The following is a 24,329-nucleotide window of genomic DNA, read 5'->3' as shown; positions in this document are numbered from 1 at the left end:
CCTGCGTACGGGCGCACGGTCACCGAACCGTGCGCCCGTACGCACGTACGTACGCATCCCCGTCCCCTGAGAGGACCCGCATGAAGCACCGCATAGCCGCCGTCGCCGTGGCAGCCGCCCTGACGCTCCCGGCCCTCACGGCCTGCGACGCCATCTCCACCGCCATGGACTGCGCCAACACGGCCGTCGCCATCACCGACGGAGCCAACGACCTCCAGCAGGCCGTCTCCAACGCCGGCAACAGCCCCCAGGACGCCCAGAACGCCCTCAACCAGATCGACGCCAACCTCAAGAAGATCGGCGACCAGACCGACAACGCCGACCTGAAGAAGGCCCTCGCCTCCATGAACACGGCCGTCAAGAACGTCCGCACCTCCATCGAGAGCGGCAACCAGACCCCCGACATCACCCCCGTCGCGGACGCCGCCAAGGAGATCTCCAAGGTCTGCACCCCGGGCTGAGACCGGGCCCGGCCCGGAGCGGGCGGACCCGCCCGGATAATGACGGGCATGACCCGCCTGATCCTCGCGACCCGCAACGCGGGCAAAGTCACCGAGCTCCGCGCCATCCTGTCCGACGCCGGCCTGCCCCACGAGCTGGTCGGCGCGGACGCGTACCCCGAGATCCCGGACGTCAAGGAAACCGGCGTCACCTTCGCCGAGAACGCCCTCCTCAAGGCCCACGCCCTCGCCCGCGCCACCGGCCTCCCCGCCATCGCCGACGACTCCGGCCTCTGCGTCGACGTCCTGAACGGCGCCCCCGGCATCTTCTCCGCCCGCTGGGCCGGCACCCACGGCGACGACAAGGCCAATCTCGACCTGCTCCTGGCCCAGCTCTCCGACATCGACGACGCCCACCGCGGCGCCCACTTCTCCTGCGCCGCCGCCCTCGCCCTGCCCGACGGCACCGAACGCGTCGTCGAGGGCCGCCTCCTGGGCACCCTCCGCCACACCCCGGCCGGCACGGGCGGCTTCGGCTACGACCCGATCCTCCAGCCGCTGGGCGAGACCCGCACCTGCGCCGAACTCACCCCGGCGGAAAAGAACGCCATCTCCCACCGCGGCCAGGCCTTCCGCGCCTTGGTCCCGGTGATCAAGGAGCTCCTGGGCTGAGCCCGGCGATGCACCGAAGGCCCCGTATGCGGCTGCGTACGGGGCCTTCGGCACGTGTGCGGTTGGGGGGACTCGAACCCCCACGGGTTTTACCCCACTGGGACCTAAACCCAGCGTGACTGCCAATTCCACCACAACCGCGACATTGTGCCCAATTCGGACATTGAGTCAGGCTGGGCTTCGCTCAGTCTACGGGGCGGAGGTCGGAGAGGCGAAGGACTTGGGGCGGCGCCTGCGGCACCACGTCTCTGTCAGGCTGTGGCAGTTGGGGCACAGGTAGCGGAGGTTGCCGGGGCGGTTGTCCAGCCAGTCCCCGCTGACGTGGTCGATCTGGAGTGTGATGGTTTCGCCGAGCCACTCGCCGGGGTTGCCGCACATGGCGCAGTTGTACGGGACGCCGATCTCCTGGAGTGCCCGGTGCAGCCGCGTGCGGTTCGTACGGGGCGACCCGTCGGGGAGCAGCGTGAGCGTGCCAGGCGCGGCGGGCCTCGGCTCGCGAGCGGGTGTCCTGCCCCAGGCGCGTCGCGTGAAGTGACCGGCGTCGAGTCCGAGTTGTGCCACCCTGCGTCGTACGCGCCGGTGGTTCGAGGTGTTGACTTCGAGGCCCAGGGCTCGCATGGCATCGGCGTAACTGGCTGCTTCCGGCAGGACCGCGCGTAGATCCTCCTCGGAGATCGTCAGCCGTGCGTTGCGGAAGTGTGAGGTCTCGACGCCGCGCTCGCGCAGCATTCGGCTCAGCGCGGCTCGGGAGCGGCTGTCGTCGGGCACCCCGAGTGACCGGGCGACGCCGCGCACGCTGTCGGCGGATACGGCCGCCTCGCAAAGCTCGGCGGTGGTGAACGGCAGGTCGACCCCGGCACGGTTCATGCCCGGGAAGTGGCTGACGTCGATACCCAGTGCCTCGATGCGGCGGGCTATGTGTGACAGCGTCCCCGTGGCCGGCGGCGCTCCGAGGGTCCTGGCCACTTCGCGGAAGGTCGTGGAGGCGGCAACCGCCGACGCGATGGCCTCGTCGGAGTACTTGCGCCATGGGCTGCGCTGCTTGAAGTGCGTCGTGTCCAGTCCGAGGCCGGCGACCTTCTCCTGGAGCACTCGCCGCTGTCCGCCGCTCTGTCGCAGGCCGAGTCGCCGCATCAGATCGGCCCAGCCTCGCGCTTCGGCGACGGCTGCTGCCAGTGCCAGCGGCTCGTACGGGTCACTCATGGCGCCCCTCCGTTCTGCGACCACGCGTGCGGTCCTCGCATGGAGTAACGGGTCGATAGTCGGACGGTTACGGGGGATTCCGTCCGATAAGCGGAACGGCCCGCACCGGTTGGTGCGGGCCGTTTCGGGGTGGGGCGGGTCCGGGTCAGATGCCCAGGTCCTTGATGATCTTGGCTACGTGGCCCGTGGCCTTGACGTTGTACAGGGCCCGCTCGACCTTGCCCTCCTCGTCCACGATCACCGTGGACCGGATGACCCCGGTCACCGTCTTGCCGTACAGCTTCTTCTCGCCGTACGCCCCGTACGCCTCCAGGACCTGCTTGTCCGGGTCGCCGACCAGGGTGACCTTCAGGCTCTCCTTCTCCCGGAACTTCGCCAGCTTCTCCGGCTTGTCCGGGGACACGCCGATCACGTCGTAGCCGGCCCCGGCCAGGACCGCCAGGTTGTCCGTGAAGTCGCAGGCCTGCTTGGTGCAGCCCGGCGTCAGCGCGGCGGGGTAGAAGTACACGATCACCTTGCGGCCCTTGTGGTCGGCGAGCGAGACCTCGTTGCCGTCCGCGTCGGGCAGGGTGAAGGCGGGGGCGGTGTCGCCCGGCTGCAGTCGCTCGCTCATCTCGACAGTCTCCTCGGGGAGGTGGATCGCTACGGCACGAGACTAAGCTGACAGACTGTCCCCGGCGGACTACGCCCCATGCAGGACCACGACCACGACGACGGAGGCAGCGCGGTGCCGGAAGCCAGGACCCCCGCACAGATCGAGGCGGACATTGTCCGCCGCCGCGAGCAGCTCGCCGAGACGCTCGACGAGATCGGTGTGCGCCTGCACCCGAAGACGATCGTCGGGGACGCGAAGGCCAAGGTCGCGTCGACGGTCGACCACACGCTGGGTCGGGCCGTCGTTGCGGTGAACCGGGTCGTGACGGACATCCGGGACGGTCTGCGGCACGACGACGGGACGCCGCGTCCGGCGCGGATCGTGCCGGTGGCGCTGCTTGCCGTGGGTGTGGTCGGGCTGCTGGTGGTGTCGACGCGTCGCAAGCGCTGATGACCCCTGCGGCGGACAGGCCGGGCGCGGGCGGGTAGGTTCGTTGGCGTGAGCGACAACACCAACACCACCACCCACGACAAGCTGCCGATCCGCATGCTGCACGACCGCGTGCTCGTGAAGTCCGACACGCCGGAGGGCGAGCGGCGCTCGGGCGGCGGGATCCTGATTCCGGCGACGGCTGCGGTCGGCAAGCGGCTGGCCTGGGCCGAGGTGGTCGCGGTCGGGCAGAACGTGCGGAGTGTGGAGCCGGGGGACCGGGTGCTGTACGACCCGGAGGACCGGGGCGAGGTCGAGGTGCGGGGGATGACGTACGTGCTGATGCGCGAGCGGGACCTGCATGCGGTGGCTGCGGAGCGGCTGGAGGGGTCGAAGGACTCCACCGGGCTGTATCTCTGATCTTCGATTCTGACCTGTTGAGGGCCGGTGACCTTGGTCACCGGCCCTTTTGTGTGGGTTTTGCTACGGTGGTGCGATCCCCGACGAGACGCGCCGTACCGGGTTGACGACAAGACGACGCACCCCGTTTTTCCGTTCTCGTCCGGAGGTGCCTGTCATGGCGTGGGTTCTTCTTCTGGTTGCCGGCCTGCTCGAGGTCGGCTGGTCGGTCGGCATGAAGTTCACGGAGGGGTTCACGCGGCTGTGGCCGAGCGTGTTCACCGGTGCGGGGATCGTGGCGAGCATGGTGCTGCTGTCGTACGCGGCGAAGTCGCTGCCGATCGGGACGGCGTACGGGGTGTGGGTGGGCATCGGTGCGGCGGGGGCCGCGGTGCTGGGGATGGTGGTGCTGGGTGAGCCGGTGACCGCTTCCCGGATCTTCTTCATCGTGTTGCTGCTGGTGGCCGTGGTGGGGCTGAAGGCTACGTCCGGGCATTGACCGGCAGCGGCCTACTCGAGGTATTCGGACGGTGGGCTCGGGCGGGGGATCATGCCCGTTCCCGCTGTCGTGCCGCCGAGGATTCCGCCGGTGGTGCCGGCGATGGTGCCGCCCGTGGTGGTGCCGGGGGTGGCGTCCTGGTCCCCGGTCTCGCCGGGGGTCTGGCCTTCGGTCGTCTGGCCGTCGGTCTGGCCTTCGTTCTGTCGGCCCTGGTTCTGGCCCTCGTCCTGCCCGCCGTTGGGGCGGCCGGGGCGGTTGGGGCGGTGGGGGCGCTCTGGGGTTTCGGGGGTTTCGGTGGTTTCGGCGGTGGGTTCGCCGGGTTCCTGGGGTGGGATCACGACGGGCGGCGGTGAGGGGGCGGCGCCGGGTTGGAGTTCGAGGTCGAAGTCGACGGGGTCGCTGCCTTGGAGGGCGGTCTTGGTGTACGTGGCCCAGATGCGGGCGGGGTAGCCGCCGCCTGAGATGCGGGCTTCGCCGAGGGCTCCGTAGAGGGATTCCAGGGTGCCGGTGTCGGGGTCCTGGCCCATCATCGCGACGACGGTGACGAGGTCGGGGGTGTAGGCGGCGAACCAGGCGGCGCGGTCGAGTTCTGCGGTGCCGGTCTTGCCGGCGGCGGGGCGGCCGGCGGCGAGGGCGGCGCTGCCGGTGCCATTGTCGACGACGCTGACGAGCATGGAGGTGGTGGTGTCGGCGGCTTCGCGGCTGACGGCCTGCTCGGGGGTGCGGTCGGGGAGTTCGACGGTGTCGCCGCCCTTGGTGATCTTCTCCAGGAAGGTGTACGGGGTGCGGCGGCCGTGCTCGGCGAGGGTGGCGTAGGCCTGGGTCATGTCGAGGACGCTGGCCTGCATGGTGCCGAGGGCCATGGCGGGGCTCGCGACGAAGTTCGGGGTGTCCTTCGGGATGCCGAGGTCGATCGCGGTCTGCTTGACCTTGAGGACGCCGACGTCGACGACCATCTGGGCGAAGACGGTGTTGACGGAGAGGTCGGTGGCGGTGCTGACGGTGATGTTGCCGTAGGAGAGCTGGCCCTCGTTCTCGGGGGCGTAGGGGACCCGGGTGCCGGTGACGCGGCGTTTGTTGTCGCCGTTGTAGAGGGTGTTGGGGGTGATCGGGCGGCCGTCCTGGGTGCGGGAGTCGTTCTCGACGGCGGAGGCGAAGACGAACGGCTTGAAGGTGGAGGCCACCTGGTAGTCGTGCCGGGTCGCGTTGTTGACGTACTGCTTGGTGTAGTCGATGCCGCCGTACAGGGCGACGACCTTGCCGGTGCCGGGGTCGATGGAGGCGCCGCCGGCCCGTACGAAGCGGTCCACCGGGCGTTCTTCGGGGTCGAGTTTGCTGACCATCTTTTCGTTGACTGCGTCGACGAGGGCGCCCTGGCGGCGGCGGTCGATGGTGGTGGTGATGCGGTAGCCGCCTTCGGCGAGGGTCTTCTCGTCGAGGATGCCGTGTTCGGTGATGTAGTCCTTGACGGCTTCGACGAGGTAGCCGCGCTGGCCGGAGAGGCCGGCGGCGGCGCGGACCTTGCCGGGTTCGGGGAAGCGGGTGGCGGTGCGTTCGGCGGGGGTGAGCCACTGCTTCTTGACCATGCCGTCGAGGACGTAGTTCCAGCGGGCGAGGGCGCGGTCGCGGCTTTGGGGGTGGGTGACGACGTCGAAGGTGCTGGGGGAGTTGAGGAGGGTGGCGAGGTAGGCGCCTTCGGCGGTGGTGAGCGCGCTGACGTCCTTGCCGTAGTAGGCCTGGGCGGCGGCTTGGATGCCGTAGGCGTTGCGGCCGAAGTAGCTGGTGTTGAGGTAGCCCTCGAGGATGTAGGCCTTGGATTTCTCGCGTCCGAGTTTGAGGGAGATGAAGAATTCCTTGACCTTGCGTTTGATGGTCTGTTCCTGGCCGAGGTAGTAGTTCTTGACGTACTGCTGGGTGATGGTGGAGCCGGATTGCTTGCCCTTGCCGGTGAGGGTGTTCCAGGCGGCGCGGAGCATGGCTTTGGGGTCGACGGCGCGTTCGGAGTGGAAGTCGCGGTCTTCGGCGGCGAGTACGGCTTCCTGGACCGTTCGGGGGATCTGGGAGAGCGGTACGTTGACGCGGTTGACCTCGCCGTCGCGGGCGAGTTGGGAGCCGTCGGAGTAGAGGTAGACGTTGGACTGGGCGGTGGCTGCGGAGTTGGCGGGCGGGATGTCGACGAGCAGGTAGCCGGCGATGAGGGCGCCGCCGATGAGCAGGGCGAGCAGGAGGATGCCGCCGAGGGTCATGCGCCAGGTGGGGACGAGGCGGCGCCATCCGGTGCGGTTGCGTCGGCGTTGGGTCTTTTCGGCGGCCTGGCGTGCCTGTTCGTCGCCGGGGTGCGGGGGTGGGGCGGGGGTGTCCGGGTCGCGAGGGGTCCAGCCCGGTGGTGGTGACTGGTCGCTCATCGACGGGACTCCTCCAGGCCGTACGAAATATCCACATCTGTACCCCATGCTGTCTACCCGATGGCTGCTCATTCCGCGTCGGACGGGCGTAAATCGGTCGCGTGGATCGCCCCTCCGCACTAAGCTCACGCGGCTTCGGCCGACGTGGGAACGACGTGGGAAAACGGAGGGATACGGTGCGCCGGTCAACGGCTCGAAGAGCGGGGCTCTATTCGGCGGTCGCGGCAGGGGGGTTCCGGCGTTATGCGACCTACGGGACGGCGACCGCGGCCGGGGTGTTCACCAATACCGTGTTCGGTTTCATCCTGGCGTACACGTACATCGCGTTGTGGGACGAGCGGCCGGGGTTGGGCGGCTATGACCAGGCGCAGGCGCTGACGTTCGTGTGGGTGAGCCAATCGCTGCTGGCGGCGGGGGCGCTGATCGGGGGCGGCTTCCAGGAGGAGGTGCAGGAGCGCATTCGTACGGGTGACATCGCGGTCGACCTGTACCGGCCTGCGGACCTGCAGTTGTGGTGGCTGGCTGCGGATCTGGGGCGGGCGGCGTTCCAGTTGGTGGGGCGGGGGGTGGCGCCGCTGGTGGCGGGGGCGCTGGTGTTCCGGCTGGCGCTGCCGGTGGATCCGTTGCGGTGGCTGCTGTTCCTGGGGTCGGTGTTGCTGGGGCTGGTGGTGGGTTTCGCGCTGCGCTACCTGGTGGCGCTGACGGCGTTCTGGCTGATGGACGGGGCGGGGGTCAATCTGATGGCGACCGTGGCCTCGATCTTCTTCTCGGGGATGCTGCTGCCGCTGACGGTGTTCCCGGGTGGTTTCGGTGAGGTGGTGCGGGTGCTGCCGTGGGCGGCGATGCTGCAGGTGCCGATGGACGTGCTGATGGGGCGGCATGCGGGGGCGGGCGGGGTGTCGGTGGCGTTGGGGTTCCAGGCGGGGTGGGCGCTGGTGCTGTTGCTGGCGGGTCGGTTGGTGCAGGCGGCGGCTACGCGGAAGGTGGTGGTCCAGGGTGGCTGAGGAGGTGGAGGAGGTCCTGGCGCGGGGCGGGATCGGGATCGGGATCGGTGTGCGTTCGGGGTCCGGTGTGGGGGCGGGGGCCGGGGCGGGGGCCGGCTCCGGTGTGGGGGCGGGCGCCGGGGCCGGGGCGGTGCGGCGCGGTGGTCGGGCCGTGGAGGGGTTGCGTGGCTACGGGTTGATCGTGGCGATGTGGATCCGGTCGACGATGGCGTACCGGACGTCCTTCGTGCTGACGGCGGTGGGGAACGCGGCGATCACCTTCCTCGACTTCGTGGCGATCGTGGTGATGTTCTCGCACGTGGACGTGCTGGGCGGTTTCACGCTGCCCGAGGTGGCGCTGCTGTACGGGGCCTCCTCGGCCTCGCTCGGGCTCGCGGACCTGCTGCTGGGCAATACCGACCGGATCGGTGCCCGCGTGCGCGACGGGTCGCTCGACACGATGCTGGTGCGGCCGGTGCCGGTGCTCGCGCAGGTCGCGGCGGACCGGTTCGCGCTGCGCCGGCTGGGCCGGGTCGCGCAGGGCCTGGGCGTGCTGGGCTGGGCGGTGGCGGCGCTGGACGTGGCATGGACGCCGGCGAAGGTGTTGCTGGTGCCGGTGATGGTGGTGGGCGGGGCGGCGATCTACGGGGCGGTGATGCTGGCGGGGGCGGCGTTCCAGTTCGTGGCGGGGGATGCGGCGGAGGTGCAGAACTCCTTCACGTACGGCGGCAACACGATGCTGCAGTACCCGCCGACGATCTTCGCGAAGGAGCTGCTGCGCGGGGTGACGTTCATCGTGCCGCTGTCCTTCGTCAACTGGCTGCCCGCCCTGTACGTGCTGGGGCGGCAGGATCCGCTGGGGCTTCCGGGGTGGGTGGCGTTCCTGAGCCCGCTGGTGGCGCTTGTGGTGTACGGGCCCGCGGCGCTGGCCTGGCGCGCGGGTCTTCGTTCGTATCGGAGTACGGGGAGCTGATCCGCGGTGGGCAGGGATGTGTTGATCGAGGTGGACGGGGTCGAGAAGGTCTTCGACGTCCGGCGCCGTACGGGCCTGGTGCGGCGGGAGAAGCGGCAGGTCAGGGCGGTGGACGGGATCAGCTTCGAGGTGGCGCGGGGCGAGGTGGTCGGCTACATCGGGCCCAACGGGGCGGGGAAGTCGACCACGATCAAGATGCTGACCGGGATCCTGACGCCGAGCGGGGGCCGGCTGCGGGTGGCCGGGGTCGACCCTGCGCGGGAGCGGATGCGGCTCGCGCACCGGATCGGGGTGGTGTTCGGGCAGCGCACCACGTTGTGGTGGGACCTTCCGCTGAAGGACAGCTACGGGCTGATGCGGCGGCTGTACCGGATCCCGCGGGCGCGGTTCGAGGAGAACCTGCAGCGGTGCGTGGAGCGGCTGGACCTGGGGGCGCTGCTGGACGTGCCGGTGCGGCAGCTGTCGCTGGGGCAGCGGATGCGGGGGGACATCGCGGCGGCGCTGCTGCACGATCCGGACGTGCTGTACCTGGACGAGCCGACGATCGGGCTGGACGTGGTGAGCAAGGCGAAGGTGCGGGGCTTCCTGCGGCAGCTGAACGCGGAGCTGGGCACGACGGTGCTGCTGACCACGCACGACCTGCAGGACATCGAGCAGCTGTGCGAGCGGGTGATGGTGATCGACCACGGGCGGCTGATGTACGACGGGGCGCTGGCCGGGCTGCATGCGGCGGGGTCGGTGGGGGAGAGCGAGCGGATGCTCGTACTGGACCTGGAACGGGAGCTTCCGGCGATCAGTGTGGCGGGGGCGCGGGTGGTGAAGGTGGAGGGGGCGCGGCAGTGGCTGGCGTTCCCGGCCGGGTCCTCGGCGGCGCCGCTGGTGGCGGAGGTGGCGGCGCGGTATCCGCTGCTGGACCTGTCGGTGCGGGAGCCGGACATCGAGGACGTGATCGCGCGGATGTACGCGGGGCGGGGCTGAGGGGCGGGGTGCGGGACCGGGGCTGCCGGACGGGGCTGTGGGGCGGGGCTGTGGGACCGGTCGGAGTCAGGGATGAATCAGGGGCGGCCCCGGGGGAGTTGCCGGGGCCGGGACCGTACACGTAGGGGTTCCGGCTGCATAGTCTTGGCGCATGACTGACGAGGGGCCGCAGAAGCCGTTGCCGGAACTGAGGGCGTCGGATGCCGACCGGGAGCGGGTGGTGGAGCGTCTGCGGGACGCCGTCGCCGAGGGTCGGCTCGACATGGAGGAATTCGAGGAGCGGCTGGACGCGGCGTACAAGTCGCGGACGTACGCGGAGCTGGAGCCGCTGACCCGGGACCTGCCGGCGTCGGCGGCCGGCGGCGGGGTCGGCGTCGGTGCGGCGGCGGGCGGGGTGCCGGCCGCGGCGCCGCAGGACGGGTCCTGGGCGTCCCGGATCGGCAACGGGGCGTACCCGCCGTCCTCGGCCACGGCGGTGGCGGTGATGTCGGGCTTCCAGCGCAAGGGGATCTGGACGGTGCCGGCGCGGTTCAACGCGGTGGCGTTCTGGGGCGGCGGGGAGCTCGACCTGCGCGAGGCGAACTTCGCGGAGCGCGAGGTGGTGATCAACTGCTTCGCGATCATGGGCGGCATCCAGATCACCGTGCCGCCGGGCGTGGAGGTCGACGTACGGGGCATCGGCGTCATGGGCGCCTTCGACCAGGACCACCGCCGCGCCGCGCCGGTCGCGCCGGGTGCGCCGCGCGTGGTGGTGACGGGATTCGCCTTCTGGGGCGGGGTGGGCGTGGTGGTGAAGGAGCCCCGGGGCTCCAAGGGCTCGAAGGTCCGCAAGATCTCCAAGTACGACCGGGACGACCGGGACGACCGGGACGACCGGGACGACAGGCGCGAGCGGGACGAGAGGCGAGACAGGCGAGACAGGCGAGAGAGGCGCGACGGGCGCGACCGGGGCCTGGACCGGGGCCCGGACCTGCGCAAGGAGCTGTAAGGCAGGTATCGGGCTGCAAGGCCGGGACGGCGCGCCGGGAACTCTTCGGGGCCGCGGGTAGTCGGATGCTATGCAGACAAAACCGGCGCCCGGGGGAAGGCAGGAGCACGTGGACGACCGCACCACCGCCGGAGGCCCCGGCGCGGCCGCAGGCCCCCGTACCGCCCGGGGCGCCGCGCCCCCGCCCGGCCGCGGCGGCTTCGTGTTCAGCGCGGCGGACGAGGAGCGCCGGCGCGGCGTGCGCCGGATGAAGACCACCGCCACCGGCCTGCTGCTCCTGGTCGCGGTGGTGTACGTCCTGGCCACCTGGGCGCAGAGTGCCGGGGCCGGCAGCTGGGCCGGGTACGTGCGGGCCGCCGCCGAGGCCGGCATGGTCGGTGCGCTCGCGGACTGGTTCGCGGTCACCGCGCTGTTCCGGCGGCCGCTGGGCCTGCCCATCCCGCACACCGCGATCATCCCGACCAAGAAGGACCAGCTCGGTATCTCGCTGGGGGAGTTCGTCGGGGAGAACTTCCTCTCGGCGGACGTGGTCCGGGCCCGGCTGCACGCCCTCGGCATCGGCGGCCGGCTCGGCGCCTGGCTGGCCGAACCCGCCCATGCCGACCGGGTCACGGCCGAGGTCGCCACCGCACTGCGCGGGGCGCTGGCCGTGCTGCGGGACTCCGACGTGCAGGCGGTCGTGGGGGAGGCCATCACCCGGCGGGCCGAGACGGCCGAGATCGCGCCGGGCATCGGCAAGACGCTGGAGCGGGTCGTCGCGGACGGCGGGCACCGCAGGGTCGTCGACCTCGTGTGCGCCAAGGCCCGCGACTGGCTGGTGACGCACGGGGACTCGGTGATGGACGCGGTGCAGGGCGGGGCGCCCGGCTGGACCCCGCGCTTCGTGGACCGCAAGGTGGGGGAGCGCGTGTACAAGGAGCTGCTCCGCTTCCTGACCGAGATGCGGGACATGCCCGAGCACCCGGCGCGCGGGGCGGTGGACCGGTTCCTGCGGGACTTCGCGGCCGATCTGCAGTCGGACAGCGACACGCGGGGCCGGGTGGAGCGGCTGAAGGCCGAGATACTGGAGCGCGAGGAGATCCAGGACGTGATCGCCTCCGCCTGGACCGCGATCCGGTCGATGATCATTGCGGCGGCGGAGGACGAGCACAGCGAGCTGCGCCTGCGGGCCCGCTCCTCGCTGCTGTCGCTGGGGGCGCGGCTGGCCACGGACGGCCGGCTCCAGGCCAAGGTGGAGGGCTGGCTGGAGGGTGCGGTGGTGTACGTGGTGACCACGTACCGGGCCGAGATCACCTCGCTGATCACCGAGACGGTGGCCGGGTGGGACGCCGAGCACACGTCCCGGAAGATCGAGGCCCACATCGGGCGGGACCTTCAGTTCATCCGGATCAACGGCACGGTGGTCGGCGCCCTGGCGGGCTTGCTGATCTACGCGGTGTCACGGGCGTTCGGCGCGTAGGACGCGAGGACGCGAGGACGCGAGGACGCGAGGACGCGAGGACGCGAGGACGCGAGGACGCGAGGACGCGAGGACGCGCAGGAGAAGGGGGAAGGAGGAGGGCAGGGGACAGGGGGGCAGGGGGGATCAATGGCGGTCGGAGACGGCCCAGGAGGCTGCGGCCACGACGGCCGCGGCTCCGAGGACGGCCGGCCACGCCCCGACCTTCTTGGCCAGCGGGTGGGCGCCCGCGAAGCCGGCCAGGTAGAGCGCGCCGAGCCCTGCGGCTGCCGGGGTGCCGCCGCTGCGGTGCCACTCGCGTCCGGCCGCGAGCCCGGCGGCGCCGAGCACGACACCGCCCAGGGGGCGCTTCTTGGTCCAGCGGGCGACGGCGTACCCGCCGACCAGCCCGGCGGCCGCCACTGCGGAACTCGGTACTCGCACCATGCCAACTCCCTGATGTCGTCGTATGTACGGACCCACATGCACCCTAACGGGGTGGCTTGGCCACCCGGCGGGCGCCCACCGCCGCGAGCACGAGCACGGCTCCGCCGATGACGGAATCCGGTACGGCGTCCTGCACGGCGCGCGGCAGCAGTGCCACCACGCCCAGGACGAGCAGGAAGGCGAGGGCGCAGCAGCCGGCCATCCGAAGCAGTCTGTCCACGGGCTGCTCAACGCGGCGGAGGGGCTCTCGACACGGAGCGGGGTGGGGGGATTTGTCGCACACTCGCCGGATCCGTGCGATACGCGCCGAAGGGGGTGGTCGGGGCATACATTCGCGGCACGGAACCAGAGAGCAGGCGAGCAGGGGGCCGGACACATGATCTGCTACGGAGACACCGTCCTCGACCTCGCGGACGAACTGCTCGACACCTACGCCGAGGTGTTCTCGGCCCCGCCGTGGAACGAGGACGAAGAAACCATTCGCCGCTTCGGGGTCCGGCTGCAGGCCGACACCCGGCGCCGCGGCTTCCGTACGGCCCTCGTCCAGTCCGCGGCCGGCATCGACGGCTTCGCCACGGGCTGGCTCACCCCCGCCGCCTTCCCCGCGGACCGCGGCTACGCCCAGGTCGCCGCACAGCTCGGCCCGCAGCGGGTACGGGAGCTGCTGACGGGCGCGCTGGAGGTGGACGAGCTCGCCGTACGCCCGCACGCGCGCGGCCGCGGCACCGGCCGGGCCCTGCTGACGGAGATCGCGGCCGACGCCCCGGACGGCCGCGCCTGGCTGCTGACCTCCCGCCTGGCGACGGCCACGGTGGCCACGTACCGCCGCCTGGGCTGGCGCGAGGTGACCCCCCTGCCGGGCACCCGCACGGCGGTGGTGGTCTTCCTGTCCCCGACCCACCCGTCCCGGCCCTGACGGGACGCACACCGGGTGCCCCGGGTCCGGCATCCGAGGGGCCGCGTACGGGCATACCGGCGGCATGATCGCAACGACACCGAACGCGCCGACGGCGACGACGACGCCCCCGGCCAAGACGCCGGCCACCAGGCGGCAGCTCCACCCTGCCACCCGCAGGCAGCTGAACCTGGCCACCCGGCGGCAGCTCACCGCGGCCGGCATCCCCGACGCCACCATCAGCTCCCGGACCCGGCCCGAAGGCCCCTGGCAGCGGCTCCTGCCCCGGGTCTACCTCCTCCAGACGGGACCCCCGGACCACCGCCAACGCGCCCTGGCCGCCGTCCTGTACGCCGCCGAGCCTGCCTCCGACCCGCTCTCGGGCGAGAGCGCGGCCCTCACCGGGGCCGCCGCCCTGGCCCTGCTCGGCATCCGCGATGCCCCGCGCACCCCGGCCGACGTCCTGATCCGGTCCCCCCGACGGCTGTCCGCCACCCCGGAGGTCCGGCCGCTGGCCACCGCCCGCTGGCCGCAGACCATCACGGTCGCCGGGATCCCGAGCACCCGCCCGGTCCGGGCGGCCGCCGACTTCGCGTCCCGGGCCGAGGACCCGCAGCGGGTCCGGGCGATGCTGGCCCAGGTCGTGCAGTCCGGCTGGTGCCACCCGCAGGACCTGTACGCCGAGCTCCGCGCCGCCCGCCTCCTGCGCCGCCCGGCGATCCGCACCGCGGCGGCGGAACTCCTGGCCGGCGTCCGCTCCCCGGCGGAGGGCCGGGCCCGCGACGCCCTCACCGCGGCCGGCGACCTGCCGACCCCGCTGTGGAACGCCCGCCTCTACACCCCGGACGGCACCTTCCTGGCCAGCCCGGACGCGTACTGGCCCGACGAGGGCGTGGCCCTGGAGATCGACTCGGCGGAGTACCACTACACCCGCGACGCCTGGCAGGCCACCCTCCGCCGCCGCCTGCGCCTGGAGTCCCACGGCATCCTGGTGGTCAGCGCCACCCCGTCCATGATCCGCGACACCCCCGCGGAAGTCCTGACGGCCCTGCGCACCCTCCTCACCCTGACCACCACCCGCCCCACCCCACCCACAGCCACAGCCCGCGGCCACCAACAGCTTGAGTTACCACTGTAGTTGGCGCTGGTGACAAAGGGGTGATCGAAGATGAAAGGGGCTGACTATGCTGCTGTGATGACAGCTGAGCGAGTTGTTGGCCATGTTGAGGGAATTGAGCTCGGTTCTGTGCACCGACGGCGCCAAAACGTCTTCGATGCGCGGCTCCACGGCGACACGCAGCGGGGAATTTCGAAGCTCAAGGACGCCGACGGAGAGTACGTGTCCGACGCGATCGTCCTCAACGGCGGGTACCACGACGATGACGACAACTGGCATGAGATCCGGTACACAGGCGCATCTCCCGGCTCGCAGAAGCATCCCGTCACGAAGGACCTCCTGGCGAGCCAGAGCTGGGACTACGCGGACAACGCTGCCCTGAAGCGCAGCTTCGAGCGCGGTTATCCGGTCCGGATCCTCCGCGGCGCCAAAGGGGACGAACGGTACTCGCCGAACGACGGCTACCGGTACGACGGCCTGTATCGCATCACCGAGGCCCGCACGGCGATCTCCGTGACGCCGGGCCCGGGCGGCGAGCCGATCGAGATCTGCCAGTTCATCCTCGTCCGCTGCCCGGAACAGGACGAGCAGCATGAACTCACCACGGCGGAGCGGGCGGTAGCCGACCTCGTGGCGTTCACCGACGAGGAGAAGTTCCCGCAGACCCGCACCGCTCAGATTCAGCGCATGGTCCGTGACACCGCCGCTGCCCGCCGTATCAAGGACCTGTACGACGGGCAGTGCCAGACCTGCGGCATACGGCTCGTCGGCGCCAACGCCAAGCCGTACAGCCAAGGGGCACACCTCAAGCCCTTGGCCGCACCCCACAAGGGGCCGGACGTCGAGCGCAACATCCTGTGTCTGTGCCCCAACTGCCACGTCCGCTTGGACATCGGGGCGATCTCACTCGACGAGGACTGGAGCGTGATTGAGCGCATACCCGACGGCGCATCGCGTACGACGCTCCCCCGGCTCACGCTGCACAAGAACCACGGCCTGCACCAGGCCTACGCCGCGTACCAGCGCGAGTGGTGGAACAACTTCCACCGCTCCCGCGGCGGCGCATAACCCCGGGCTGCCGACCCCTGCGTCAAGCAGTGCGGGTCTGGCCGTGGCATTCGGCGTAGGGCTTGGTTGAGGTGCACCAGCAGGGGGCGTTGGGGGCCGGGGGCCAGGGGGTGGCCTTGCCTCGGGCCGCCAGGGTCGTCGCGTACTCCGGGAGGAGGGACGGGGAGGCCGGGGAGGTCTTCTCCGATGCCGCGAAGGCCTCGTACGACGGGACGCTCGCCGTGACGATCCCCAGGTTCGTCGTGCCCGAGGCGGCCAGGGCGCGCAGGGACGCCTCGATCTGGGTCAGGTGCGCCTCGTGGGAGGGGTACTCGGCCGAAAGGGTGGGGTAGCTCGTGAGGAGTTCCGCCAGCTCCCGCTGCGGCCAGTGCAGGAGCGCCACCGGGAACGGGCGGGACAGGGCCGCGCGGCGGTCGCCCAGCTCCGCGCGCAGGCGGGCGATCTCCGCGCGGAGCTCGGCCGGGTCGTCGGAGCCGAGGGCCCAGATGCGCTTGGGGTCGTGCAGCTCGTCCAGCGGGATCGGGCCGGTGTGGCGGGTGTCGGCCACCATGTCCCAGTCGTCGTGCGCGAGGCCCAGGAGGCGGCGCACCCGGTGCCGGCCGGTCAGGAGGGCGGTCGTGGCCGGGGTGAGGGGGTCCTGCTCCGTGATCAGGAGGGTCGCCGCCTGGGTGAAGCACTCCTCCGACGCGGTCAGCTCGTCATGGGCCTCCAGGGCCTCCGCGATCACCTCCCACGGCGCCGGGTCCGACGGGGCCGCGGCGCGGATGCCCTGGATGAGGGCGCGCGCCTCCGGCTCGTGGCCGTACTCCCACAGGTTCGCCGCCTGCAGCGCCTTGATCAGGTGCGGGTTGGCCGGTTCGCCGGCCAGCAGCTGGTCGTACAGGGCGCTGGCGCGTTCCCGGGCGTCGGCCAGTTCGAGATGGGCCGCGGCCTGGAGCAGCAGGGGCTCCTGGTCCTCGGGGTAGCGGGTCGCCGTGCGGATCAGGCGCTCGGCTTCGGCGATGTGCTCGGCAGGCGTGTCGGGGCGCATGGTTCACACCGTACTGCTGCTGGTCTGTTGGCGGGGGAGGTCTTAAGGTGCGCCCCGTGCGGGATCACATGCGTGTGGTGGTGCAGGGCGGCGGTCGGGGCGCGCACCGCGCCGGTCTCGCGGGCCTGCTGTGGGCCGCGGCCGAACTGGCCGTCACGGTGGGTGTGGTGGTGTTGCTGCTGGTGGTGCACCAGGTGTGGTGGACCAACCGGCAGGCGCTGGCCTCCGCCCACCGGCAGGTCGCCGCGTTGGAGGAGGAGTGGCAGGCCGGGTCCCATTCCCGTTCCGACTCCCGCTCTGAGTCGCCTGCGGAATCCCCTGTCGCCTCCGGCTCGTCGGTTTCTCCTTCTCCTTCCGCCTCTCCTGGTCCTTCTGGTTCGGCTGCGGTGCCGGGGGCGGGGTCTTCTTCCTCTGGTTCGCTTCCTGCTGCTTCTGCCCCCGGTGGTTCCGGGGCGTACGGGGTGCTGCGGATTCCGCGGCTCGGGGTCGTCGTGCCGATCGCGCAGGGGGTCGACAAGCGGGCCGTGCTCGACAAGGGGTACGCCGGGCACTATCCCGGGACCGCGCAGCCCGGGGCGGCGGGGAACTTCGCGCTGGCCGGGCACCGCAACACCCACGGGGAGCCGTTCCGGTACATCAACCGGCTGCGGGCCGGGGACGAGCTGATCGTCGACGTCCGGGGGCGGCGGTTCACGTACGTGGTCGGCAGGACGCTGGCCGAGACGAGCGAGCGGGACACGGGGGTGCTCGCGCCGGTGCCGCGGAGCACGGTGCGGCCGGAGTACGGGTACAGCGAGCCGGGGGCGTACATCACGCTCACCACCTGCACTCCGGAGTACACCTCGAAGTACCGGCTGGTGGTCTGGGGAACCCTGCGCCGCCCCGACTCCGTTGTCAGTGCGGTCGGTTAGGATCGACCCGAGTCAGTTGATCATGGGGAGGCGGGGTGGTAGTCCGGATGCGCGGGCGGTTTGCGTTTGCGTCCTCCGTCGCTGCTCGGCTCGCCCCGCTGCTGTTGCTGGGCGGCCTGCTCGGGCTGTTCCTCGGGGAGGGCGGGCCGGCTGCCGTCGTGGTGGCCCTTGCCGTGCTCGCCGCTGCCGTGGCCGTGGGTGCCGCCGCCCTGGCCGCCTGCCTCGTACGGTCCGTCCCGCCGCACCGGATACGCACCGCGATCCGGGACCGCGAGCAGCGCACGGCGTTCCTGCCGCAGCGTGATCCCGATGCCTCGGGCCGGTCGCGGCCGAGGGCGCCCGGCCGTCTCGTTCCGACGGCCGCGTAGGGGCGCGTAGCTCTGTAGCTCTTCCTCTCTTCTCGCTGTCGTGCCCCTCGCGGGTCGTCGCACCGCCGAAACGCATTTCTTTCGACGTTCGACGAGACCCCTCGGAGGGCCCGCGTGTCCGTTTTCACCCGTCTTGTTGTTGAGCTGGGCCGGTTCCTGGAGCCGGTGCTGGCCTCATCCGCGACCGCTGCCGCGATCGTGCTGTTCACCGTGCTCGTACGGCTCGCCCTGCACCCGCTGAACCGGGCGGCCTTCAAGGGGGCCACCCCGGTGGCCGGCTGCCTGCCGGTGCTGCTCCAGCTGCCGGTGTTCTTCCTCATGTACCGGGCCTTCACCTCGTCCGCAGAGCTGCTGGACCACCGCCTGCTCGGGGCGCCGCTGGGCTCCCGGTGGGCCGATGCCCTGGGGGCCGGTGGTGTCTTCGGGGCACAGGGGCTGGTGTTCCTCGGGCTGTTCGCCGCCATAGCCGTGGTTGCCGCCTGGAGCGCGGTGCGCGGGCGGCGGGCCGCCGCCGCGGCTGCGGTGGCTGCAGCGGCCGCTCCTGCTCGTGCCGCTGCCCCTGCTGCTGTCGGCGCCGCGGCCTCCGGCTCCGCTGCCGCCGCCGCGCTGAGTGCCGAGCAGCAGGAGGTGCTGCGGAAGGTGGGCGGCGTACTGCCCCTGCTGTCGTTCGGGACGCTGATCACGGCCGCCGTGGTGCCGCTCGCCGCAGGCCTCTACCTGGTGACCACCACCGCCTGGTCCGTCGCCGAGCGGGCCTGGCTGCAGTACCGCAAGGAGCGGGCCGAGGGGCGCGAGGCGGCGGCCGGCGGACTCGAGCGTTCCAGTCTGTGAACAGGGTCTTGCGGATTGGGTGGGCATCTTGGAGGATCGGCCAATCCTCCGATGGCCGCAACCCATCGTCCGGCCCGGGGCATGCCCATGGGCCGACCACCCTCGACCACGGGAGAACGCCCATGAAACTGCTGCGTGTCGGACCGGCCGGCGCCGAGCGCCCCGCGCTGCTCGACCAGGACGGGACCCTGCGTGACCTGTCCGGCCTGATCACGGATGTGGACGGCGCCCTGCTCGCCGACGACTCCGTGCTGTCCCGGGTACGGGACGCGGCGGTATCCGGTGAGATCCCGGCGCTCGACGCCGAGGGGCTGCGGATCGGCGCGCCGATCGGCCGCATCGGCAAGATCGTGGGCATCGGCCTGAACTACTTCGGCCACGCCGCCGAGATCGGCGCGGAGCCTCCGGCCGAGCCGATCCTGTTCCTCAAGGCCGCCGACACCGTGGTCGGACCGGACGACACCGTCCTGATCCCGCGCGGCAGCGTCAAGACCGACTGGGAGGCCGAGCTCGGCGTCGTCATCGGCAGCACGGCCCGCTACCTGTCCTCCGCCGAGGAGGGCCTCGCCCACGTCGGCGGCTACGCGCTGGTCAACGACGTCTCGGAGCGCGAGTTCCAGATCGAGCGCGGCGGCACCTGGGACAAGGGCAAGAACTGCGAGACGTTCACCCCGCTGGGCCCGTGGCTCGTGACGGCCGACGAGATCGAGGACCCGCAGGTCCTCGGCGTGAAGCTGTGGGTCAACGGTGAGCTCAAGCAGGACGGCAACACCTCCGACCAGATCTTCCCGGTCGGCGAGGTCGTGCGGTACCTGAGCCAGTTCATGACGCTCCACCCGGGCGACGTCATCGTCACCGGCACCCCGGCCGGCGTGGCCATGGGCCAGCCGGAGCCGAAGCCGTACCTGCGGGCCGGGGACGTCGTCGAGCTGGAGATCGAGCGGCTGGGACGGCAGCGGCAGGAGTTCAAGAACGCGTGACGCGTGACGCGTGACGCGTGACGCGTAACGCGTAACGCGGTGGGGGGAGGGGCCGTGCCGGCGTCCGGTACGGCCCCCGCCCGTGAGCCAGCCCGTCAGCCCCGCGTCGCCGCGCGGCGACGGCGGCCGGCGTAGAGGAGCCCGGCCCCCGCGCCCAGCGCCGCCGCGCCCGCGCCCGCCGTCACCGCGACCCCCGCGTTGGCGCCGGTGCTGGCGAGCGGGCCGGACCCGCCCGCCGGGGTCGCCTTCGTGGTTGCGCCGCCGGAGCCCGAACCGGATCCGGATCCGGCCTCCGGGGAGGGCTTCGCCGAGCCGCTCGTGTCGCCGCCCTTGCCGGCGGACCCGTCCTTGCCGCCCTGCGCCTCCTTGTCCTTGGCGCGGGCGGTGTGCTGCCCGGTCTTCAGGAACTCGGCCCGGTCCGCGGCCGTGCCGCCCAGCGCTGCGGTCGCCGCCTTCTTCAGCTCCGGGCCCGCGCCCGCCAGCATCGCCCGGATCGCGGCGGTGTTGTCGCCGTCGCGCAGCTCGGCTTGCGTCTTCGTCACGAACGTCCGCAGCTCCTCCGGGGTCGGGTTCTTCTCCAGGAGCTTGACGATCCCGTCCTTCAGGCCCGGCCCGGCGTCCTTCAACATGCCCAGCAGCAGGACCCGGTCGTCCTCGGCGCGCACCGTGTGCTGTCCGGTCTGGACGAACTCGCGCACCTGCTCGCGCGTCCCGCTGCTCAGCAGCTTGTTGACCGCCTCGGTGATCCCCTTGCCGGCGCCGGGCAGCATGCGCGCCAGCTCGACCTTGTCGTCCTCGAAGCGGGCCGCGTGCTGCCCCTCCTTGAGGAACGCGGTGATCGCCTCGCGGGTGCCCGTGTGGAGGGCGGCTGCGGCGGCCTTCTTCACGGCCGGGCCGCCGGCCGTCTCGATCTGCGCGACCCGCACCAGGTCGTCCTCGAACTGCTGCTTCGCCCACTCGACCTCCAGGAACGTCCGCATGTCCGCGGCCGTTCCCTTCAGGGCCTTCTCCGCGGCCTCGCGTACGCCGGGCCCGCTCGCCGGGTCCGCCAGGATGGCCTGGATGGCGGTCCGGTCCTTGGCGGCCTGCGGGTCCTCGTCCGGCTTGTCCGCGGTCTGCCCGCCCCCGGTCGGGTCCGTGTCGGGGACGGTCGGAGCGGCCGGCCGGTCCACGGCCGCCGGCGCGGCGAACGCCGGCGAGGCGAGCAGGACGGCCGGGGCCATCGCGGCCGCGGCGACGGCCGATGCGATCCTGGGCAGCTTCACGGCGGGTCCATTCTTCACGCGTCTGATGATCAACAGTCTGTGAAGGATAGATCGTCCGTGCGAGGCAAAGCGCTGATTGCTATGACTTGTACGAAAAGCGGGCGGAGCGGAGCCGGGTCGTGGCTCCGGGTCACAGCTCCACCGTCACCCCGTCCCGGGACGAGATCCGCGCGGCCTCCAGCACCTCCAGGCACTGCGCCGCCTCCCGCGCGGTGACCGGGGCGGGCCCGCCCTCGCGCAGCGCGGCCGCCACCGCCGCGTAGTACGCCGGGTAGTCGCCCGCCGCCGTCGCCACCGGTGTCCCGCCGCCGGTCAGCGGGGACTCGCCGGAGCCCAGCCGGCCCCACATGTGCTCGGGCTCCTCGCCCCACGGCGTGCCGTCCCCCGGCCGGTGGCCCTCGCGCAGGGCGGCCTCCTGCGGGTCGAGCCCGTACTTCACCCAGCCGGCCCGCGAGCCGAGCACGCGGAAGCGGGGGCCGAGCTGCGCCGTGGTCGCGCTCACGTAGAGGTGGGAGCGGACGCCGCCCGCGTGCGTGACGGCGATGAAGGTGTCGTCGTCGGCCTCGGCGCCCGGGCGGCGTACGTCGGTCTCCGCGTACACCCGTACGGCCGGGCCGAACAGCACGAGAGCCTGGTCCACGACGTGGCTGCCGAGGTCGTAGAGCAGGCCGCCGATCTCCTCCGGCGCCCCGGACTCGCGCCAGCCGCCCTTGAGCTGCGGGCGCCAGCGCTCGAAGCGGGACTCGAAGCGCTGGACCTCGCCGAGCTCGCCGTCGGCGAGGAGGCGGCGCAGGGTGAGGAAGTCGTTGTCCCAGCGGCGGTTCTGGAACACGGACAGGAAGGTGCCGGTCCGCTCGGCGAGGTCGGCGAGTTCGCGGGCCTCGGCGGCGGTCGCAGCGAGCGGCTTGTCCACGACGACCGGGATGCCGGCCTCCAGGGCGGCCGTGGCGAGGGGCACGTGGGTCCTGTTGGGGGAGGCGACGACGATCAGGTCGAGGGCCGGGCTGCGGTCCCACAGCTCCTGGGCGGAGGCGGCGATCCGCACGTCCGGGTAGGCCTCGCGGACCTGGTCCTGGCGGCCGGGGTCGGAGGTGACGACGGTGTCGAGGACCAGGCCGTCGGTGGCGGAGACCAGGGGCGCGTGGAAGACGGAGCCGGCGAGGCCGTAGCCGACGACGCCCACGCGGAGGGGGCCGGTGGGGCGGGAGGGGGTGACGCGGGCGGGGGCGGGGGTGGAGATGGGGGCGGCGTTCATGCCCTCCACTTTGGCAACAGCGTTTCCTAAGTGCAAGGAAGGTGGAGAATGGGCCGGTGGACTGGAGCAACGGAAGCGGCGTGAACCTGCCGGCACTGCGCGGGCACAACGACGCGCTCGTGCTGGGCCTGCTGCGCGAAGCCGGGCCGGCCGGCCTCGGGCGCGCCGACCTCGCGGGCCGTACGGGACTCACCCCGCAGGCCGTCGGCAAGATCACGGCGCGGCTGCGGGCCGAGGGGCTCGTCGCGGAGGCCGGCCGCGGGGCGTCCACCGGCGGCAAGCCGCGCACGCTGATCCGGCTGGCCGCGCAGGCCGGGTACGCGGTCGGCGTCCATGCCGACCGCGACGAGCTGAGGGCGGTACGGGTCGACCTCGCGGGCACGGTCGTGGACCGGCTCCGCGGCCCGCTGGACTTCGGCGCGGGGCCGGACGCCGTGGCGGATGAGGTCGTACGGGCGGTGAGCCGGCTGAGCGGCGCCGCGGGCGGAGCGCAGGCGCTGCTCGGGGTGGGGGTCGCCGCGCCCGGTCCGCTCGACCGGCGCGCCGGGATCCTGGGCCGGGTGACCGGGTATCCGCAGTGGGAGGGGTTCCCGCTGCGGCAGGCCGTCGCGGACCGGCTGGGACCGCAGGCGCCGCCGGTGCTGCTGGACAAGGACACCAACGCCGGCGCCGCAGCCGCGGGCGGGACCGGGGCCGGGTGGGCGGGCTCCGGCACCTCGGTGTACCTGCACCTCGGCACCGGCCTGGGCGCGGGGCTCCGGCTGGACGGCGAGATCTACCGCGGGGAGCGGTCCGCGGCGGGGGAGTTCGGACACCAGGTGCTCAGCCTGGACGGGCCGCCCTGCAGGTGCGGGGGGCGGGGCTGCGCGGAGGTGCTGTGCCTGGGGGCGGTGGCGCGCGGGGACCTGGCCGAGGCGGCCCGGATCCTGGGCGAGGGCGCCGCGAACGTGGTCGCCCTGCTGGACGCGGACCGGGTGTGGCTCGGCGGCCGCGTGGTGGACGCCGCCCCGGAGGTCTTCACGACGGGAGTCCGACACGTCCTGCACACCCGCAGCCTCGGCGGCCAACCGCCGGAGGTGGCGACGGCCCGGGCGGGCGTCGCGGAGGGCGCGGCGGAACTGGCCTTGGGTCGGGTGTTCGGGCGGGGGTGAGGGGCGCCCGTCCCACATCGTCCCCGCGGCCTCCGCCTCCGCCTCTGCCTCTGCCTCCGCCTCCGCCTCCGCCTCTGCCTCCGCCGAACAGGCGTACCCCCCGGGGTGTCGGGGGCCGGGTCGGTGGTGGGGTCTCGCGCGCGTGGCAGGGTGCGGGGAGGGCGTGGGGGTTCCCCGTCCCGTTCCACCGTCAGCCCGTCCGGCGAGCAGCGAAGCGAAGGTCTGCCATGCGACTGCGCAAAGCCCTTGCCCTTTCCGCCGTCCTGGTGGCCCTCGCCGCCCCGACCGCCGGTGCGGACATCGGTACCGGCGGTGGTGCCCGGCCCGCTCCCGCCCTCCCGTCACGTGCGCAGGCCGTCTGCGGCGACGGCAAGAGCACCGAGTTCCCCATCGGGGCGCGGATCCGCGGCGGCCCGGCCGTCTACCGCACCGGCGGTGGTTCGCAGAGCTGGTTCCTGGACCTGACGAACACCACCGACGGCGAGTGCACCGCCATCCACCCCGTCGTGGTCCTGACCGACAAGGCCCGCGCGCTGAGGCCCGAGCACCTGCACATGGAGTTCGAGGCGGCTGCGGGCGGCACCAGCCATCCCGTCAGCCTGGAGTACAGCGACCGCGACGAGATCATCGCCGTCTTCGACGGCGGCGGGGCCTTTCCCGGGTTCGCGGTGCGGCCCGGCGGATCCGTGACCGTCCGGGTGCACCTGGGCTTCACCCCCGACGCCCCCGTCGGCGAGGTCGTCGCCGACGCCGCCCTCGTCCAGCGGCGCGCCGACGACGGCGACTGGGTCGGCGAGTCCGGCGGCTACCGGTTCACCGTCGACGGCCCTCAGGAGGACCCGGTCGAGGCGGGCTCCCTCGCGCACACCGGCCCGGTCGGCCGGGCGTACGGCAGCGAGCTCGGGGCCGGGACGGCCGCGGCCGTCGCGGTCGCCCTCGGCGGGCTGCTCCTGCTGGGCGGCCGCCGGCTGCGCCGGCGCACCCCGTCCCGCTGACCCCCTCCGTACAC

27 protein-coding genes, 1 tRNA gene and 1 riboswitch are annotated in these 24,329 nt (G+C 72.4%); of the genes, 19 read left to right on the top strand and 9 right to left on the bottom strand.

Annotation, left to right across the window (positions count from 1 at the left end; all coding sequences use genetic code 11):
• Positions 1-80: 80 nt before the first annotated feature.
• Complete coding sequence (locus ABZ924_RS12700) at positions 81-461, top strand: hypothetical protein (protein WP_361907474.1); 381 nt, start codon at positions 81-83, stop codon at positions 459-461.
• Between the two features lie 48 nt (positions 462-509).
• On the top strand, positions 510-1,112 hold the full coding sequence (gene rdgB / locus ABZ924_RS12695) for an RdgB/HAM1 family non-canonical purine NTP pyrophosphatase (RefSeq protein WP_361907472.1): 603 nt from the start codon (positions 510-512) through the stop codon (positions 1,110-1,112).
• A 57-nt stretch (positions 1,113-1,169) separates the two neighbouring features.
• On the opposite strand, the gene ABZ924_RS12690 is transcribed toward rdgB, so the two are convergent.
• The 3 genes from ABZ924_RS12690 to bcp form a co-directional block, all read right to left on the bottom strand.
• Positions 1,170-1,253: transfer RNA gene (locus ABZ924_RS12690), tRNA-Leu, on the bottom strand.
• 48 nt (positions 1,254-1,301) lie between these two features.
• Positions 1,302-2,315, bottom strand: coding sequence for an HNH endonuclease signature motif containing protein (locus ABZ924_RS12685; protein ID WP_361907470.1), 1,014 nt, complete (start codon positions 2,313-2,315; stop codon positions 1,302-1,304).
• Positions 2,316-2,460: 145 nt separating this feature from the next.
• The gene (gene bcp, locus ABZ924_RS12680; RefSeq protein WP_361907468.1) at positions 2,461-2,928 is read right to left on the bottom strand and encodes a thioredoxin-dependent thiol peroxidase; all 468 of its coding nucleotides are present in this window, start codon (positions 2,926-2,928) and stop codon (positions 2,461-2,463) included.
• Positions 2,929-3,006: 78 nt separating this feature from the next.
• Here bcp and ABZ924_RS12675 point away from each other — a divergent pair, with 78 nt between their 5' ends.
• The 3 genes from ABZ924_RS12675 to ABZ924_RS12665 all read left to right on the top strand — a co-directional run bounded on the left by ABZ924_RS12675 (position 3,007) and on the right by ABZ924_RS12665 (position 4,237).
• On the top strand, positions 3,007-3,360 hold the full coding sequence (locus ABZ924_RS12675; protein ID WP_361907466.1) for a DUF3618 domain-containing protein: 354 nt from the start codon (positions 3,007-3,009) through the stop codon (positions 3,358-3,360).
• Positions 3,361-3,456: 96 nt separating this feature from the next.
• Complete coding sequence (locus tag ABZ924_RS12670) at positions 3,457-3,759, top strand: co-chaperone GroES (RefSeq protein WP_361907502.1); 303 nt, start codon at positions 3,457-3,459, stop codon at positions 3,757-3,759.
• Between the two features lie 55 nt (positions 3,760-3,814).
• A riboswitch (guanidine-III (ykkC-III) riboswitch) is annotated at positions 3,815-3,883 on the top strand.
• A gap of 33 nt (positions 3,884-3,916) precedes the next feature.
• Entirely contained in the window at positions 3,917-4,237 is a 321-nt protein-coding gene (locus tag ABZ924_RS12665) for a multidrug efflux SMR transporter (RefSeq protein ID WP_361907464.1), read from the top strand.
• Positions 4,238-4,248: 11 nt separating this feature from the next.
• Here ABZ924_RS12665 and ABZ924_RS12660 read toward each other — a convergent pair whose 3' ends face one another.
• Positions 4,249-6,483, bottom strand: a complete 2,235-nt coding sequence (locus ABZ924_RS12660; protein WP_361907500.1) for a transglycosylase domain-containing protein — start codon at positions 6,481-6,483, stop codon at positions 4,249-4,251.
• A 335-nt stretch (positions 6,484-6,818) separates the two neighbouring features.
• Here ABZ924_RS12660 and ABZ924_RS12655 point away from each other — a divergent pair, with 335 nt between their 5' ends.
• The 5 genes from ABZ924_RS12655 (at position 6,819) to ABZ924_RS12635 (ending at position 12,023) form a co-directional block, all read left to right on the top strand.
• Positions 6,819-7,646 carry an ABC-2 family transporter protein gene (locus tag ABZ924_RS12655; RefSeq protein ID WP_361907462.1) on the top strand — a complete coding sequence of 276 codons (828 nt, stop codon included), beginning with the start codon at positions 6,819-6,821 and terminating at the stop codon, positions 7,644-7,646.
• A 103-nt stretch (positions 7,647-7,749) separates the two neighbouring features.
• Positions 7,750-8,598 (top strand): ABC transporter permease, encoded by an 849-nt coding sequence (locus ABZ924_RS12650; RefSeq protein WP_361907498.1) that lies wholly within the window; start codon positions 7,750-7,752, stop codon positions 8,596-8,598.
• 6 nt (positions 8,599-8,604) lie between these two features.
• Positions 8,605-9,576, top strand: a complete 972-nt coding sequence (locus ABZ924_RS12645) for an ATP-binding cassette domain-containing protein (protein WP_361907460.1) — start codon at positions 8,605-8,607, stop codon at positions 9,574-9,576.
• Between the two features lie 151 nt (positions 9,577-9,727).
• Positions 9,728-10,564 (top strand): DUF1707 domain-containing protein, encoded by an 837-nt coding sequence (locus tag ABZ924_RS12640; protein WP_361907458.1) that lies wholly within the window; start codon positions 9,728-9,730, stop codon positions 10,562-10,564.
• 109 nt (positions 10,565-10,673) lie between these two features.
• Positions 10,674-12,023 (top strand): DUF445 domain-containing protein, encoded by a 1,350-nt coding sequence (locus ABZ924_RS12635; RefSeq protein WP_361907456.1) that lies wholly within the window; start codon positions 10,674-10,676, stop codon positions 12,021-12,023.
• Positions 12,024-12,149: 126 nt separating this feature from the next.
• On the opposite strand, the gene ABZ924_RS12630 is transcribed toward ABZ924_RS12635, so the two are convergent.
• On the bottom strand, positions 12,150-12,449 hold the full coding sequence (locus tag ABZ924_RS12630) for a hypothetical protein (RefSeq protein ID WP_361907454.1): 300 nt from the start codon (positions 12,447-12,449) through the stop codon (positions 12,150-12,152).
• Positions 12,450-12,492: 43 nt separating this feature from the next.
• Positions 12,493-12,669 (bottom strand): hypothetical protein, encoded by a 177-nt coding sequence (locus ABZ924_RS12625; RefSeq protein ID WP_361907452.1) that lies wholly within the window; start codon positions 12,667-12,669, stop codon positions 12,493-12,495.
• A 156-nt stretch (positions 12,670-12,825) separates the two neighbouring features.
• Between ABZ924_RS12625 and ABZ924_RS12620 the strand changes: the two genes are divergently transcribed.
• The 3 genes from ABZ924_RS12620 to ABZ924_RS12610 all read left to right on the top strand — a co-directional run bounded on the left by ABZ924_RS12620 (position 12,826) and on the right by ABZ924_RS12610 (position 15,529).
• The gene (locus ABZ924_RS12620) at positions 12,826-13,365 is read left to right on the top strand and encodes a GNAT family N-acetyltransferase (protein ID WP_361907450.1); all 540 of its coding nucleotides are present in this window, start codon (positions 12,826-12,828) and stop codon (positions 13,363-13,365) included.
• Between the two features lie 64 nt (positions 13,366-13,429).
• The gene (locus tag ABZ924_RS12615) at positions 13,430-14,482 is read left to right on the top strand and encodes a hypothetical protein (RefSeq protein ID WP_361907448.1); all 1,053 of its coding nucleotides are present in this window, start codon (positions 13,430-13,432) and stop codon (positions 14,480-14,482) included.
• A gap of 57 nt (positions 14,483-14,539) precedes the next feature.
• Positions 14,540-15,529: a YDG/SRA domain-containing protein gene (locus tag ABZ924_RS12610; protein ID WP_361907446.1), complete on the top strand. Its 990-nt coding sequence runs from the start codon at positions 14,540-14,542 to the stop codon at positions 15,527-15,529.
• Positions 15,530-15,551: 22 nt separating this feature from the next.
• Here the strand turns inward: ABZ924_RS12610 and ABZ924_RS12605 are convergent, their stop codons facing one another.
• Positions 15,552-16,559 (bottom strand): SEC-C domain-containing protein, encoded by a 1,008-nt coding sequence (locus tag ABZ924_RS12605; protein ID WP_361907444.1) that lies wholly within the window; start codon positions 16,557-16,559, stop codon positions 15,552-15,554.
• Positions 16,560-16,615: 56 nt separating this feature from the next.
• Between ABZ924_RS12605 and ABZ924_RS12600 the strand changes: the two genes are divergently transcribed.
• The 4 genes from ABZ924_RS12600 (at position 16,616) to ABZ924_RS12585 (ending at position 19,649) form a co-directional block, all read left to right on the top strand.
• Complete coding sequence (locus ABZ924_RS12600; RefSeq protein ID WP_361907442.1) at positions 16,616-17,470, top strand: class E sortase; 855 nt, start codon at positions 16,616-16,618, stop codon at positions 17,468-17,470.
• Between the two features lie 47 nt (positions 17,471-17,517).
• Positions 17,518-17,838: a DUF6412 domain-containing protein gene (locus ABZ924_RS12595; protein WP_361907440.1), complete on the top strand. Its 321-nt coding sequence runs from the start codon at positions 17,518-17,520 to the stop codon at positions 17,836-17,838.
• 114 nt (positions 17,839-17,952) lie between these two features.
• Positions 17,953-18,669 carry a YidC/Oxa1 family membrane protein insertase gene (locus ABZ924_RS12590; protein ID WP_361907438.1) on the top strand — a complete coding sequence of 239 codons (717 nt, stop codon included), beginning with the start codon at positions 17,953-17,955 and terminating at the stop codon, positions 18,667-18,669.
• 122 nt (positions 18,670-18,791) lie between these two features.
• Positions 18,792-19,649 carry a fumarylacetoacetate hydrolase family protein gene (locus ABZ924_RS12585; protein WP_361907436.1) on the top strand — a complete coding sequence of 286 codons (858 nt, stop codon included), beginning with the start codon at positions 18,792-18,794 and terminating at the stop codon, positions 19,647-19,649.
• Between the two features lie 95 nt (positions 19,650-19,744).
• Here the strand turns inward: ABZ924_RS12585 and ABZ924_RS12580 are convergent, their stop codons facing one another.
• Positions 19,745-20,932 (bottom strand): ALF repeat-containing protein, encoded by a 1,188-nt coding sequence (locus ABZ924_RS12580; RefSeq protein WP_361907434.1) that lies wholly within the window; start codon positions 20,930-20,932, stop codon positions 19,745-19,747.
• A gap of 112 nt (positions 20,933-21,044) precedes the next feature.
• Positions 21,045-22,169 carry a Gfo/Idh/MocA family oxidoreductase gene (locus ABZ924_RS12575; RefSeq protein WP_361907432.1) on the bottom strand — a complete coding sequence of 375 codons (1,125 nt, stop codon included), beginning with the start codon at positions 22,167-22,169 and terminating at the stop codon, positions 21,045-21,047.
• A 56-nt stretch (positions 22,170-22,225) separates the two neighbouring features.
• On the opposite strand from ABZ924_RS12575, the gene ABZ924_RS12570 reads away from it, so the two are divergent.
• On the top strand, positions 22,226-23,320 hold the full coding sequence (locus tag ABZ924_RS12570) for an ROK family transcriptional regulator (protein ID WP_361907430.1): 1,095 nt from the start codon (positions 22,226-22,228) through the stop codon (positions 23,318-23,320).
• A gap of 227 nt (positions 23,321-23,547) precedes the next feature.
• On the top strand, positions 23,548-24,315 hold the full coding sequence (locus ABZ924_RS12565) for a hypothetical protein (RefSeq protein ID WP_361907428.1): 768 nt from the start codon (positions 23,548-23,550) through the stop codon (positions 24,313-24,315).
• Positions 24,316-24,329: the final 14 nt, after the last annotated feature.

Origin of the sequence: Streptomyces sp. NPDC046876 (genome assembly GCF_040645035.1) — a bacterium.
GTDB lineage: Bacteria > Actinomycetota > Actinomycetes > Streptomycetales > Streptomycetaceae > Streptomyces.
The sequence above is the reverse complement of the archived record's forward strand: the minus strand, read 5'-3'. Positions and strand labels throughout refer to the sequence as shown.